Below are 14,029 nucleotides of genomic sequence, written 5' to 3' on the forward strand. Positions count from 1 at the left end.
CATCAAGCGGGGTCGGACCGACCGGGGGTTAAAATGCGACTGTAAGGCTCGATGCACCGTCCTCCGGGCGCGATGCAGCGCGGGGAGGGATAGCGTCGAAAACTTCGGCAGCTTTGTACCCGGGCGGGGGCAAACGCCGCCACCGCTCCGAAATCTCGACGGTTTCCCAAAGACCGGGTCCGACAAACAGCAACGCGCCGCCCGCGCTCGCGCAGAGAAAGAGGATCGCCGAGAGCAACATGACCAGCGGGGTCGCGTCGCGCGGCGAAATCGTATGGGACATTTGGTGGAGTCTGACCGCCACCAGCCAGGCCACGGCGAGCAGCGCGAGACCTGCGGCGCGCAGGCCGAAATTGGCGGCGGCGCTTTCATGCCATTTCGTCATTCGATCCTCCATCGGGAGGCCGCTCAATTACGCACGGCCGCATAGGAAATCGAGATCGGGAAAAGCGGATAGGCGTTGAGATCGCATAGGATTGGCGATCCGGTCAGAATCTAGCGCGCGGCGTCCAGCAGGAATGCGACCGCCGCCACGGCCGCACACATATAGACCGTCAGCAAGAGCGCACCCTGCGCGCCCAGCCAGTCGACCACCCGGTCACGGAATCGCCGTTCACTCGCGCCCGGCTGCGCCTCGATCTCGTCCTGCATCATCGGACGAAGATAGGTGGGCGCGACATTTGATTTCGAGAGCGATCGGCAGCGTCTCTCATAGTGTTTGCATATGTTTCAGCGCGGCGGTTCGCCACCCTCCGCCAACGCGTCGTTGCCGAGCCGCAGCCGATACCCGATACCAAGCTCGTTGCTGATGATCCGCGGTTGCTGCGGATCGGTTTCGAGCTTCTGGCGCAGCGTTCGCACGAGCACCCTCAGATATTCGACATGATGTTCATGCTCGTGCGGCCAGACCTCCGCCATGATCTGTTTGTGCGTGATCACCCGCCCCGGGAATTTCGCGAGCTGGGCGAGCACGCCATATTCCTTCGGAGTCAGATGAACCTCCCTCCCCGCCTTCGTCACGGTGCGCGCCACGAGGTCGATCGTCACATCCTCGACGGCAAGCGCCAGCATGCCCCCGTCGCGGGTCAGGCGATTGCGCAGCGCAACGCGGACCCGCGCAAGCAGCTCGTCGGTATCGAAGGGTTTGGTGAGATAATCGTCGGCGCCCAGATCGAGCGCGGCGACCTTTTGATCGGTCGCATCGCGCGCCGACACGACGATCAGCGTCGTGTCGGATTGCTGCTTGAACAGCGGCACCAGTTCGAGCCCGTCGCGATCGGGAAGCCCGAGATCGAGCAAGGTGATGTCGGGACGCTCGGCGCGAAGCTGCTCCAGTGCCCCGCGCGCGGTCTCGGCCTCGACGATCGCATAGTCGTTCCTAGCCAGCGCCGCGTGGATGAGGCGCCGGATGTGGAGCTCATCGTCGACGACCAGGACCTTGTGACGCACTTTCATGGAATTTCCTTGTCGCTCATCGGCGCGATGATCAGCGCCTCGGGTATCTGGATCGTGAAGCGGGCGCCGTGCGGCTGCGCGTTATTGCCCGCCTCGACGGCGAGCCCCATCGCTTCGGCAAAGCCCTTGACGATCGCGAGCCCGAGGCCCGTGCCGTGCTTCGCCCGGTCGCTGCCCTCGAGCCGGGTGAAGGTCTCGAACACCCGCTTTTCGTTCCCCGGTGCGATGCCCGGGCCTTCGTCGATGACCGAAAGAAGGATCGCATCGGACGTCCGCTGGCCCCGGATGAGGATCGGCGTGCCGGGATCGGCATAGCGCCCGGCATTGTCGAGCAGATTGATAAGGCAATGGTGCAGAAGCACGGGATCGACGCGGACAAGCGGGACATTGGATGGAATGTCGACCTTCACCTCGTGCCCGGCAAGCGAGGCGCGCGCGTCGTGCGCGGCGCTCGCGGCGGCATCGAACAGGTCGGTCGCCTCGACCTTCATCGGCAGCGCGCCCGCCTCGACGCGCACCATGTCGAGGAGGTTCGAGACGAAGCGGTTGAGCCGCCGCGCCTCAGCCTCGATCGTTTCGGCGAGGCCCGGCGAGGGCTGGCGCTGCATCTCCTGCGCCGCCGACAGGATCGTCGTCAGCGGCGTTCGAAGGTCGTGGCTGACCGACGAGAGCAGCGCCGATCGTAGCCGGTCGCGCTCGTCGATCTGCCGCGCTCGCAGCGACGCTTCCTCGAGTTCCATGCGGTCGAGCGCGATCGACGCCTGGTCGAGCAAGCTCATCAGGAGCGGCACCTGATCCGAGCGGACGGGTTCGCGGGCATCGTCGCGGGTCAGGCCGAGCACGCCGAGCACACCGCGCGTCGTGCGAAGCGGATGGAACAGCCAGTCCGATGCGGTTAGCGTCGACGACCCGCGCCCGGCCGGCTGGTCGTTGTCGATCGCCCATTGCGCCGCGGCGCGCTCGATCTGCTCGAGCCGGTCCTCGGGCGGCACCGCGGCGCGCAGCATCGGCCCGTCGGGCGAAGGCAGGAGAAGCACAGCACGGACGTCGAGCAGCCGGCCGACCTCGGCGCAGATCGCGTGCATCAGCGCGTCCTGATCGGGCGCGATAGTGAGCTGGCGCGAAAAGCTGGCAAGCGCCGCATTCTGGCGCGCGCTCGACTGCGCCAGATCGGCCTGGGCGCGCACGCGTGCGGCGAACTGGCTGGTGACCACGGCAACGCCGAGCAACACCAATATGCTGACGACATTTTCGGGATTATTGACGGTGAGCGTGCCGGTCGGCGGCAGGAAGAAGAAATTATAGGCAAGGCTCGATGCGAGCCCCGCGAACAGCCCGGCGCGCAGACCGAAGCTCGCCGCGGCGAACATCACCGGGATCAGATAGAGCAGCGCGATATTGCCGAGATCGAGCGCGGCGCGGAGCAGGCGGCCGAGCGCGGTTATCGCCGCGACCATCGCCAACGACCACAGATAATCCGCCGGCTCGCCCCACCGCCCCGCCGCGCCGATTCCGCTACGTCGCGCCGTGCGCGCGTCGGGCTCGCCCGGCAGGACGTGCACCGCCACATCGTCGATCGTCCGCACGAGCTGGTCGACGACCGAGCCGTGACGCATCTCGAACCACCAGGAACGTGCCGATTTGCCGATGACGATCTGGGTCGCGCGTGCATCGCGCGCGAAGGCATGCAGGCCTTCGACCACGCTGGCCGCGGGAACGGTCGCGGTGGAGGCACCGAGCCGCGAGGCGAGCGCAAGCGTGTCGGCGAGCTGTCGGCGGTCCTCGTCGGACATGCTGTGGCTGCGCCGCGTCTCGATATGGACTGCGCTCCATGGCGCTTTCAGCGCATCGGCGAGCCTTTTCCCCGCGCGGACAAGTTCGGTCGCGACCGGAAGCTCGCTCACCGCGACGACGATCCGCTCGCCGACCGCGAAGCTGCCCGCCAGCGCATGGCTGCGCACATGGTCGAGCATCTGCGCATCGACCGCTTGTGCGGCGCGGCGAAGCGCGAGTTCGCGCAGTGCCGTCAGATTCGATTTGGAAAAGAAGTGCGTAAGAGCGCGCGTGGCTTCCTGCGGAATATAGACTTTCCCCTCGCGCAGCCGTTCGATCAGCTCGTCGGGCGGGATGTCGACAACCTCGATCTCGGCATTTTCGAGGATCGAGTCGGGCACCGTCTCGCGCACGCGGACGCGCGTGAACGAAGCGACGACGTCGTTGAGGCTCTCGACATGCTGGATGTTGAGCGTCGAATAGACGTCGATCCCGGCGTCGAGCAATTCCTCGACATCCTGATAGCGTTTCGGGTGCCGGCTGCCCGGAGCATTCGTGTGCGCAAGCTCGTCGACCAGGACCAGTTGCGGCCGCCGTTCGAGGATCGCGTCGATATCCATCTCGCGAAGGCTGTGCCCTTGGTGATCGACCTCGCGACGCGGAATGATTTCCTGCCCTTCGACAAGCGCTCCGGTTTCCCGGCGACCATGCGTTTCGACCACACCGATCACGACGTCGACCCCGGCCTCGCGCTTCTGCCTGCCGCCGGTCAGCATCTCCCACGTCTTGCCCACGCCAGGTGCGGCGCCGAGGAAGACCTTGAGACGGCCGCGGCCTTCCTGCGCCGCCTGACGCAGAAAGGCCTCGGGTGATGGTCGGTCGGTTTCGATCACGGGGAGGATTTAGCCTTAAAGGCATCGAGTCGTCGATTGAGCTTGAACACATTGATGCGCGGTTCACCGAGAAAGCCGAGCAGCGGTTGTTCCACGCTCTGGTCGACAAGCCTTCGAACGGCCGCCCGATCAAGGCCGCGGACATCGGCCACCCGGTCGACCTGGAAAAAAGCCGCTTCGGGGCTGATATGGGGGTCGAGCCCCGAAGCGGAGGTCGTCACCAGGTCGGCAGGAACGGGTTGGCCCGGCGAGGTTCCGGAAAGCCTTGCGACATCGCCCGCCACGCGATCGGCGAGCAATTCTGACGTCGGCCCGAGGTTCGAACCCGACGAGGCAAGCCCGTCATAGCCGTCGCCCGCCGCCGACGGGCGGGTGCTGAAATAGCGTTCGGAGGCAAAGGCCTGTCCGGCGAGTTCGGACCCGATGACCTTGCCATTCTCACGCACCAGGCTGCCGTTGGCCTGGCTCGGGAAGAGCGCCTGCCCGATGCCGGTGATGGCCAGCGGATAGGCGATGCCGAGTAGCGCCGCGAAGAGCGGCGTCATCACAAGCGCCGGACGCAGCGCGCTGATAAAATCCTTGTTCATTTCGGTCTCCTCAGACCAGACCCAGGCCGCCGACGGCGAGGTCGATGAGCTTGATGCCGACGAAGGGCGCGGCGAGGCCGCCGAGCCCGTAGATGGCAAGGTTGCGCGCGAGCAGCGGCCCCGCACCCATCGGACGATAGGTCACGCCCCTGAGCGCCAGCGGCACGAGCAGCGGGATGATCAGCGCGTTGAAGATGATCGCCGACAGAATCGCGCTTTCGGGCGTCGCGAGCCCCATGATGTTGAGCACGCCGAGCCCCGGATAGAGCGCGACGAACATCGCCGGGATGATCGCGAAATATTTGGCGACATCGTTGGCGACCGAGAAGGTCGTGAGCGCGCCGCGCGTCATCAACAGCTGCTTGCCGAGCCCGACCACTTCGATCAACTTGGTCGGATCGCTGTCGAGGTCGACCATATTGCCCGCCTCGCGCGCCGCCTGCGTGCCGGTGTTCATCGCAACGCCGACGTCGGCCTGCGCGAGCGCGGGCGCGTCGTTGGTGCCGTCGCCGCACATCGCGACGAGCCGCCCGCCCTCCTGCTCCTTTCGGATCAGTTCGAGCTTGTCCTCGGGCGTCGCCTGCGCGAGGAAATCGTCGACCCCCGCCTCGGCGGCGATCGCCGAAGCGGTGAGCGGATTGTCGCCGGTGATCATCACCGTGCGGATGCCCATCGCGCGCAATTCGCCGAAACGCTCGCGGATGCCTGCCTTGACGATGTCCTTGAGGAAGATCGCGCCGAGCAGTTCGCCGTCCTTCGCGACCGCGAGCGGCGTGCCGCCGGCGCGCGCGATCTCGTCGGTGACGCGGCGAAGCTCGGTCGCCGCGGTGGTCGTGCCCGCGCCCGGGTTGGCGCGCAGGATCGAGTCGACCGCGCCCTTCTGGATCACGCTGTCGCCGATCCGGATGCCCGAGATGCGGGTCTGCGCGGTGAAGGCGATGATCTCGGCGCCCGCCGGCAGGTCCGCCGTCCGGTCAAATTTCTCGCGCGCCAGCACGACGATCGAGCGCCCCTCGGGCGTTTCATCGGCGAGGCTCGCAAGCAGCGCCGCCTCGGCGAGCTCAGCCGCCGAGTGACCGCCGACGGCCCGGAATTCGGTCGCCTGCCGGTCGCCGACGGTGATCGTGCCGGTCTTGTCGAGCAGCAGCACATCGACGTCGCCCGCCGCCTCGACCGCGCGGCCCGACTTGGCGAGGACGTTGAAGCGGACGAGACGGTCCATGCCCGCGATGCCGATCGCCGAGAGCAGCGCCGCGATCGTCGTCGGGATCAGCGTGATGAGCAGCGCCGCGAGGATCGCGACGGGGATGCTGCCGCCTGCATAGCTCGCAAAGCCCGGGATGGTACCGACCGCGATCAGGAAGATGATCGTGAGTCCGACGAGCAGCAGCGTCAGCGCGATTTCGTTCGGCGTCTTCTGCCGCTCGGCGCCTTCGACGAGCGCGATCATGCGGTCGAGAAAGCCCTGCCCCGGTCCCACGGTCACGCGCACGCGAATTTCGTCCGAGATGACGCGCGTGCCCGCCGTCACGGCGCTGCGGTCACCGCCCGCCTCGCGGATCACCGGCGCGCTTTCGCCGGTGATTGCCGCTTCGTTGACCGACGCGACGCCGGCGATCACCTCACCGTCGGACGGAATGAGGTCGCCGGTTTCGACGAGCACGATTTCGCCGACCCGCAGTGCGCTTGCCGGCACGCTTTCATACGCCTTGCCTTCGCCCTTCAGGCGCTTGGCGGTCAGTTCGGCCTTGGTGGCGCGCAGCGATGCCGCCTGCGCCTTGCCGCGGCCCTCGGCGAGCGCCTCGGCAAAGGTGCCGAACAGCACCGTCAGCCACAGCCAGATGACGAGCTGGAGCTTGAAGCCGGTCGCAAGACCGTCCTGCCCGACCATAAGCAGGACGGTCAGCAGCGCGGCGATCACCGCTGTCGTGAACATCACCGGGTTGCGGATCAGTTCCCGGGGATGGAGTTTGCGAAAGGCATCGCCGATCGCCGGGACGATCAGATCCGCCGTGAACAGCGACCTGGTTTCAGACCGAGCCATATGCGTTAATCCTTAGAAAAGCTGGCCGCGGATCATCGCGAGATGATCGGCGATCGGACCGAGCGCGAGGCCGGGAAGGAAAGTCAGGCCGCCGACGATCAGCACGATGCCGACGAGCAGACCCGTCCACAGCGGGCCGGTGGTCGGGAAGCTGCCCGCCGTTGCCGGCGTATATTTCTTCGCCGCCAGACTGCCCGCGATCGCCAGCATGGGAATGATGATGAAGAAGCGGCCGAGCCACATCGCGGCGCCGAGCATCCCGTTGTAGAAGGGCGCGCCCGCGGTCAGGCCCGCAAAGGCCGACCCGTTGTTCGCGACCGCGCTCGTGAAACCATAGAGGATTTCCGAAAAGCCGTGTGGCCCTTTGTTGAGCGGCCCCGCCAGGCCCGCCTCGGTGACCGACGCGATCGCCGTGCCGCCGAGAATGATCAGCGGCAGCACCGCGATCGCAAGCACCGCGAGCTTGACCTCGCGCGCCTCGATTTTCTTGCCGACATATTCGGGGGTGCGCCCGACCATCAGCCCCGCGACGAACACCGCGAGGATCGCGAAGAGCAGGAAGCCATAGATGCCCGCGCCGACGCCGCCGATGACGACTTCGCCAAGCTGCATGTTGAACAGCGGGATCATGCCGCCCAATGCGGTGAAGCTGTCGTGCATCGCGTTGACCGCGCCGCACGAGGCCGCGGTGGTGACGGCGGCGAACAGCGACGAAGCGGCGATGCCGAAGCGGACTTCCTTGCCCTCCATATTGCCGCCGGCGACGCCGAGCTGGTGGAGCACGGGGTTGCCCGCCGCTTCCTGCCAATAGACGACGCTGACGCCCGCGAGGAAGATGACGAGCATCGCGGCGAGGATCGCCCAGCCCTGACGCTGGTTGCCGACCGCCCTGCCAAAGGTCCAGGTCAGGCCGAAACCGATCGCGAAGATCGAAAGCATCTGGACGAGGTTCGTGACCGCGTTCGGATTTTCGAACGGATGCGCCGAGTTGGCGTTGAAGAAGCCGCCGCCGTTCGTGCCGAGCATCTTGATCGCTTCGTGCGACGCAACGGGGCCGAGCGCGAGCGTCTGCTTGACGCCCTCGAGCGTCGACACCTCGACCGAACCCGCGAGCGTTTGCGGTACGCCGTTCGCGACCAGGAAGATCGCATAGACGATACAGATCGGCAGCAGCAGGTAGAGCGTCACGCGCGTGACATCGGCCCAGAAATTGCCGAGCGTCGCGGCGCTGCGCCGCGCGAACCCGCGAAAGAAGGCAAAGGCGAGCGCGATGCCCGTCGCCGCCGACAGGAAATTCTGGATCGTCAGCCCGAGCATCTGACTGAGGTTCGACAGCGTCGCCTCGCCCGCATACCATTGCCAGTTGGTGTTGGTCGTAAAGCTGATCGCGGTGTTGAACGCGCCATCGGCGCCGACTGCCTCATAACCGAGCGGATTGAGCGGCAGCACGCCCTGCAAGCGCAGCACCGCATAGGTGAAGAGCAGCAATGCGAAATTGAAGATCAGCATATGGACCGCGTAGCGGCGCCACCCCTGCTCCTCGTTCGGGTCGATGCCCGCCAGGCGGTAGAAGCCCGCCTCGACCGGCCCCAGCAGGCGGTGGAGCGGGGTTCGCTGGCCGTCATAGAGCGCGAAGAGCCAGCGGCCCATCGGCTTGGTGATCGCGAGCAAAAGGCCCACGAAGACGATGATGAGAAGCCATCCCTGAAAGGTCATGGCACGCCCCCTCTAAAAGCGTTCGGGCCGTGCGAGCACGGCGACGAGATAGACGAGAAGGCCGATCGCGGTGGCGCCCGCGAGCCATAGGTCGAGAGTCATGGCGTCACCTCACGCGTCGTCGCAAAGGCGCGCATAGCCGAGGCTTGCCGCCAGAAGCGCGAGGATGATGCCGATCCAGAGAATATCCTGCATGATTTGCTCCAGCAAAGCGCCCGCCACAAAGGTGACGGGCCGTCTGCGGAGCATCAATTAGTTCAGGCGCGCGTTTGAATTCGAGAGAGTGAAATCAGCCCTCGCATAGTGTTTGCATATGATTTTGCGAAAACAGGCGTCAGCTCCGGGCCAGTTCGCGCGCATAGCCCTTGAAGCCCCATGTCAAGATGATTGCGGCGAGCGGCAAGGCGACCGCCGTGACGATGGCGATCGAATAGCGCAGTGCGGATTCGTCCCGGAAAATATTGTCGGTGAGCAGTGCCATCAGCATCGGACCGAAGCCGAGGCCGACCAGATTGACGACGAAGAAATAGAGCGCGGTCATCCGCGCGCGATATTCGTTCGGCGTGATCAGCTGCAGGGCGACGCCGCCCACGCCGTGCATCGTCAGACACGGGAAGGCCAACGCCAGCATCGCGAACGCGAGCGCCGGATCGGGCATCAACGCCATCGCTGCCAGGGGCGGGCCGCCGAGCAGGATCGACAGGCGCATCACGCGCAAATGCGCATCACCCACCCCCTTGGCGAACAACCGGTCGGCGAGCGCGCCGCCCGCAATCAACCCGAGGGCGCCGCCGACCGCCATGATGACGCCGAACCACAGGCCCGCTTGCGCCACCTCCATGCCGTAACTGCGCGCGAAGAAGGTCGGTATCCACGCGATCGCGCCATACATGACGAGGCCGATCAGCGACATGCCGCCGAACAGCGCGCCGAGCGCCGCCCGCTGTCCGCCGATGTGCGCGACAAGACCGGGCGCGCCGGCGGCCGACGCATCCGGCATCATTGCAGCCGCCGCTCGCCCGCGACGAAGAGGTTCGCGCACGGTCAGCATGAGCAGCGCGACCAATATTCCCGGCGCCGCCACCCAGACGAAGATCAACCGCCACGCATCCATCGGACCGTAGAAGGGGACATCGACCGTCGGCGCGGCCAGCACCGCCTGAACCACGAAGGAGCCGAGGATCATCGCCACGCCCGAACCCAGCGGCACGCCGATCGAGTAGACCGCCATCGCGCGCGCCAGCCGGTCGCGCGGAAAATAGTCGCTGAGCATCGAATAAGCGGCGGGCGATAGCGTCGCTTCGCCCACGCCGACGCCCATGCGCGCGGCGAAGAGCGACGCATAGCTTCCCGCAAAGCCGCAGCCGGCGGTCATCACGCTCCACACCGCGATGCCCGCAACGATGAGGTTCCGGCGGTTATAGCGGTCGGCGATCCATGCGAGCGGCAAGCCGAGCAGCGTATAGAAAAGCGCGAAGGCCAGTCCGATCAGCAGGCTGACCTGCGTGTCCGAGATATCGAGCGCCGCGCGGATCGGTGCGACCAGGAGGCTGAGGATCATCCGGTCGACAAACGACAGCGTATAGGCCAGCAGCAATATCGCGACGACATACCAGCTATAGGCCGGCCGCGGCCAGGGCGGCGGTTCCCGTTCCCCTGCACTCGCCTGCCCGGCCGCATCGCCGCTCGCGCGCTCGCTCGCCATATCCTCTCCCGGCTTTCGCTCCGTTCGCAGCCACCCTCTTGCACCGCGGGGCATGCTGCGATATGAAGTAGATACTTAGCTAACTAAGTATTTTGCGCAGACAGTCAAGCAGGAACGCACAAACACGACAACGAAAAAACAAACCTGAACAAATGGGAGAGCGATTCATGGCCAGAAAAATACTGAACCCGTCGTCACGGCTGTTGGCAGGGATTGCCCTGCTGACGATGCCCGCCATCGCCGCGGCACAGGATAGCGAAGAGAGCGCCGACGGCGATATCATCGTCACCGCCCAGCGGCAGGAGCAGAAGCTGCAGGACGTCCCGGTATCGGTCACCGCCTTCGGTTCGGAACAGCTTCGCGCGAACAATATCGAGACCGTGGCCGACATCGCGCTCCGTACGCCCGGATTGGCCGCGAGCGCGGTCGATCCCATCAACACGAATTTCGCGATGCGCGGCATCGGCAGCGCGCCGGGCATCAGCCAGAACGCCGGCGGCGACCCGTCGGTCGTCGTCTTCGTCGACGGCGTCTATGCGGGTCGCGGCAGCACGCCCGACCTCGACGCCCTCGACCTCGAACGCGTCGAGGTGCTCCGCGGTCCGCAAGGCACATTGTTCGGCAAAAACGCCATCGGCGGGCTGATCCAGTTCGTCAGCCGCAAGCCATCGGCCGACAACAGCTTCCATTTCGAGGGTACGTACGGCAATTACGACCGTGTCGGCGTCGTCGCGCGCGGCAATATGGCGCTCACCGATAAAATCTATCTGTCGGCGGGACTGTCGCATAAACAGCGCGACGGTTTCGAATTTAACGAGACGACGGGGAACGACGTCAATGACCTCAATCTGACGACGGGACGCCTCGCCTTGCGGCTGGCGCCGACCGACACGCTCGATATCATACTTCGCGCCGACGTCTCGCGGCAGGATCAGAAGGGCAATCCGCGTCACAATAATTGCGACGCCAGTTTCAACGGCGGCGTCCACTGCGTCGGCATCAACCCCGATCCGCGCGTGGTGAACGCCTATATCGACGGCATGATCAAGCGGACGATCCAGTCCTATTCGGCCGAGATCAACCTCGACCTGCCCTTCGGCACGCTCACCTCGCTGACCGCGCTCCGCAAGGTCGATTTTCAGTTCGAAACGCCCTTTTTCAGCAATCCGGTCAACCCGCCGAACCAGATCGAATCGACCGATTTCGGCGACGAAGACAACAAGCAGTTCAGCCAGGAATTGCGGCTGGCGTTCGATGCGTTCGACGGCCGGCTGAACGGTCAGACGGGCCTATATTACCTGAAGGAGGACACCGACCGCATTCAGGGACAGATCCAGGATTTCGCAACGCCCGCGATCAGCGGCATCGGCATATTTCCGCAGTCGGTCAACGCGCGCAGCTTCGCGATCTTCGGCCAGCTCGACTACGAGATCGTCCCGTCGCTGACCGCCACTTTGGGCGCGCGAATGACCTGGGAGAAAAAGAGCGGCCGGTTCGCGGGCTACAAGGGCGACGACGGTCCCGGCGTGCCGCCGCCGCTCGGCACGCCGGCCGGCTATGACGTCACCGCGAGCCAGAAATGGAAAGCCTTCACCCCGCGGTTCGCGCTGAACTGGAAAGCGACCGACGACGTGCTGCTCTATGCGTCGGCGGCGCGCGGTTACAAGAGCGGGGGGTTCCAGGGCCTTTCGGGCACCGCGGAGGGCGCATCGACCCCCTATGACCCCGAATTCGCCTGGGGTTACGAGGTCGGTGCCAAGACCGAATGGTTCGACCGGCGACTGCGGTTCAATGTCGCTTTGTTCCAGACCGATTATTCGGATCTTCAGGTGTCGCAGCTCGTCCCGCTCTGCTGCGTCGTCGTCAGCAACGCGGCGAAGGCGAAAATCAAGGGCGCCGAGGTCGAAGTGCTCGCGCGCCCGTTCGAAGGCTTCCAACTCGACGGCAGCTACGCCTGGCTCGACGCGAAGTTCACCGAATATTCGATCCCCGGCCAAGCCTATACGGGCAATCGCCTGCCCCGATCGCCGAAGAACAAGTTCAATATCGGCGGGCAATATGAGGCGCCGATCGGCGATTTGTCGGCAAAGCTCCGGGTCGACTACAGCTGGGTCGACGACGCCTTTTTCGAAGCGTCGAACATCCCGCAACAATTGTGGCCGAGCCACGAGAACCTCGACGCGCGCCTGTCGATCGCGGGCCCCGACGAACGGTGGGAGCTTTCACTGTGGGGCAAGAACCTCACCGACGAGCTGGTTCCGACCTATGTCACCTATTTCGGCCCATACCGCCAGATACTGACGCCCTATGCGCCGCCGCGAACCTATGGCGTCACCATGGCATTCAAGATCTGATCCGCGGCGCGGCGGGGAGACCTCCCCCGCCGCCCCCTCCCCGTTCAACGAAAGGATTGATGATGGACCAGCCCGAATTCCGCTACCTCTGCTCCTATCGCGCCGCTTTCACCGAACCGCAGCAGCAGATCGGGACCGCGCATTTCGGCCGCCGCATGATCGCCGCGCTGACCGGCGGCGAAGTCGAGGGGGAACGGCTGCGCGGCCGCGTCATGCCGAGCGGCGGCGACTGGGCGACGATCGACGACAAGGACACGCTGCGCCTCGACGCGCGGATCACCTTCGAAACGCACGACGGGGCGCTGATCTATGTCTCCTATCGCGGCGTGCTGCGGCCGCTGTCGGTGGCGCATCGGCATGCCCGAGGCGGCGGCCCGCAAACGGCGGCCGAGCGCAAGGAAATTTATTTCCGCACGACCCCGATGTTCGAAACCGGCGATGAGCGCTATTCCTGGCTCAACGACATCGTCGCGGTCGGGCTGGGTGCAAGCGTCGGCGGAGCCGTCCGCTACGATGTGTTCGAGCTGCTTTAGCAGGGCTTGGGACCGGGCTTTGGCGAGCTCCCGGTTCAGATCGGCGAATGCTGATGCAATGCCAGTTTCCAGCCATCGGGACGCCGCACATAGGCTGAACTGATAAGCGCGGCATAGGGCTCACCATCGGCACGCGTCACATCCGCGCGGTAGCTGATGATCGCAAAATCGTCGCCACTGTTCAGAAACAGGCGATTTCCCATCCTCAGGTCACGCCAACGGTTGGCGTTGGTGGCGGTTGCCGCCACCTCCTCGCGCGAATGCATGCCGTGCATCTCTCCCGCTTGCGGAAAGGCGAGCAGACACCGGGCATCGACATGGTTCAGGAAATGCTCTTTCCCGTCGAGCCAGAATCCTTGCTCGATGTCGTAAAGCTCCTCTTCGAGTGCCATCGCATTCCCCTTCCAAACGGAAGCTGATCAACCACCTTCCTTCTGCGCGCGCGCCGCCTTGACCCCCGCCAGAAACTGATCTTCATTGACCTTCACCGCCAATCCCTTCTTCGACATGAAAAAGGCGGCGCGCGGCATGGTGATATTGCCTTCGCTGGTCGCCAGCACCGCGCCCTGCGGCGCCATCGCCGTGACCTTGCCGAGCACCGCGGCCCCATCGGCGCTCCGCACTTCGGCGCCCGGCTTCAACACGCCGTCGACCGCCGCCGCATCGGCCTCGGCCTGCTTCAGCACCGCGACGATCTTCGCTTTGGGTGCTTTGAGCGCCGGGCCCTTGGCGCCCTTCACAAAGGCTTTCTTCGGGACCACCAGTCCATTGCCGTCGATCGAAACCGCAACCCTGTCTCCCGACACTTTGGCGATCTGGCCGACTTCTTCGCCATTCTGGTCATAGACTTTGGCGCCGGCGACGAGCGACGCGGCGGGCGCCGCCTCTTGCGCCTGCGCGGCGGGAGCGGCGATCGGGATCGCGCTCGCAAGGCACAGCGCGGCGATAGGGCCGAAGAATTTGGGCATG

The 14,029-nt window shown here is 65.3% G+C and carries 14 protein-coding genes; 2 read left to right on the forward strand and 12 right to left on the reverse strand.

The window, feature by feature from the left end; genetic code table 11:
- Nucleotides 1-28: 28 nt before the first annotated feature.
- From OVY29_RS09345 to OVY29_RS09390, 10 genes are all read right to left on the reverse strand, one after another.
- A complete protein-coding gene (locus OVY29_RS09345; RefSeq protein WP_313911192.1) occupies nt 29-385 on the reverse strand; it encodes a hypothetical protein in 357 nt (118 codons plus the stop codon).
- Nucleotides 386-495: 110 nt separating this feature from the next.
- Nucleotides 496-654, reverse strand: coding sequence for a hypothetical protein (locus OVY29_RS09350; protein WP_161786557.1), 159 nt, complete (start codon nt 652-654; stop codon nt 496-498).
- 75 nt (nt 655-729) lie between these two features.
- Nucleotides 730-1,455, reverse strand: a complete 726-nt coding sequence (locus OVY29_RS09355) for a response regulator (protein WP_037556437.1) — start codon at nt 1,453-1,455, stop codon at nt 730-732.
- Nucleotides 1,452-4,121: a sensor histidine kinase gene (locus OVY29_RS09360; protein ID WP_037556436.1), complete on the reverse strand. Its 2,670-nt coding sequence runs from the start codon at nt 4,119-4,121 to the stop codon at nt 1,452-1,454. The genes OVY29_RS09355 and OVY29_RS09360 overlap by 4 nt, the downstream gene beginning before the upstream one ends.
- Entirely contained in the window at nt 4,118-4,708 is a 591-nt protein-coding gene (kdpC, locus tag OVY29_RS09365; RefSeq protein ID WP_037556435.1) for a potassium-transporting ATPase subunit KdpC, read from the reverse strand. Before kdpC ends, OVY29_RS09360 begins: the two co-directional genes overlap by 4 nt.
- Before the next feature lie 10 nt (nt 4,709-4,718).
- A complete protein-coding gene (gene kdpB, locus OVY29_RS09370; protein WP_037556434.1) occupies nt 4,719-6,752 on the reverse strand; it encodes a potassium-transporting ATPase subunit KdpB in 2,034 nt (677 codons plus the stop codon).
- 12 nt (nt 6,753-6,764) lie between these two features.
- Nucleotides 6,765-8,468, reverse strand: coding sequence for a potassium-transporting ATPase subunit KdpA (gene kdpA, locus OVY29_RS09375; protein WP_313911193.1), 1,704 nt, complete (start codon nt 8,466-8,468; stop codon nt 6,765-6,767).
- A 12-nt stretch (nt 8,469-8,480) separates the two neighbouring features.
- Entirely contained in the window at nt 8,481-8,570 is a 90-nt protein-coding gene (gene kdpF, locus OVY29_RS09380; RefSeq protein WP_037556432.1) for a K(+)-transporting ATPase subunit F, read from the reverse strand.
- Nucleotides 8,571-8,579: 9 nt separating this feature from the next.
- Nucleotides 8,580-8,717 (reverse strand): hypothetical protein, encoded by a 138-nt coding sequence (locus tag OVY29_RS09385; protein ID WP_161786556.1) that lies wholly within the window; start codon nt 8,715-8,717, stop codon nt 8,580-8,582.
- A gap of 85 nt (nt 8,718-8,802) precedes the next feature.
- Nucleotides 8,803-10,173, reverse strand: coding sequence for an MFS transporter (locus OVY29_RS09390; RefSeq protein ID WP_313911194.1), 1,371 nt, complete (start codon nt 10,171-10,173; stop codon nt 8,803-8,805).
- Nucleotides 10,174-10,340: 167 nt separating this feature from the next.
- On the opposite strand from OVY29_RS09390, the gene OVY29_RS09395 reads away from it, so the two are divergent.
- Together OVY29_RS09395 and OVY29_RS09400 are read left to right on the forward strand one after the other, a co-directional pair.
- Entirely contained in the window at nt 10,341-12,527 is a 2,187-nt protein-coding gene (locus OVY29_RS09395) for a TonB-dependent receptor (RefSeq protein WP_313911195.1), read from the forward strand.
- Between the two features lie 62 nt (nt 12,528-12,589).
- The gene (locus tag OVY29_RS09400) at nt 12,590-13,060 is read left to right on the forward strand and encodes a DUF3237 domain-containing protein (protein ID WP_037556428.1); all 471 of its coding nucleotides are present in this window, start codon (nt 12,590-12,592) and stop codon (nt 13,058-13,060) included.
- A gap of 35 nt (nt 13,061-13,095) precedes the next feature.
- Here OVY29_RS09400 and OVY29_RS09405 read toward each other — a convergent pair whose 3' ends face one another.
- Together OVY29_RS09405 and OVY29_RS09410 are read right to left on the reverse strand one after the other, a co-directional pair.
- Nucleotides 13,096-13,452 (reverse strand): hypothetical protein, encoded by a 357-nt coding sequence (locus OVY29_RS09405; RefSeq protein WP_037556427.1) that lies wholly within the window; start codon nt 13,450-13,452, stop codon nt 13,096-13,098.
- 27 nt (nt 13,453-13,479) lie between these two features.
- The gene (locus OVY29_RS09410; protein ID WP_052182351.1) at nt 13,480-14,028 is read right to left on the reverse strand and encodes a hypothetical protein; all 549 of its coding nucleotides are present in this window, start codon (nt 14,026-14,028) and stop codon (nt 13,480-13,482) included.
- Between the last annotated feature and the right edge of the window lies 1 nt (nt 14,029).

Origin of the sequence: Sphingopyxis sp. SE2 (assembly GCF_032227185.1) — a bacterium.
Lineage (GTDB): Bacteria > Pseudomonadota > Alphaproteobacteria > Sphingomonadales > Sphingomonadaceae > Sphingopyxis.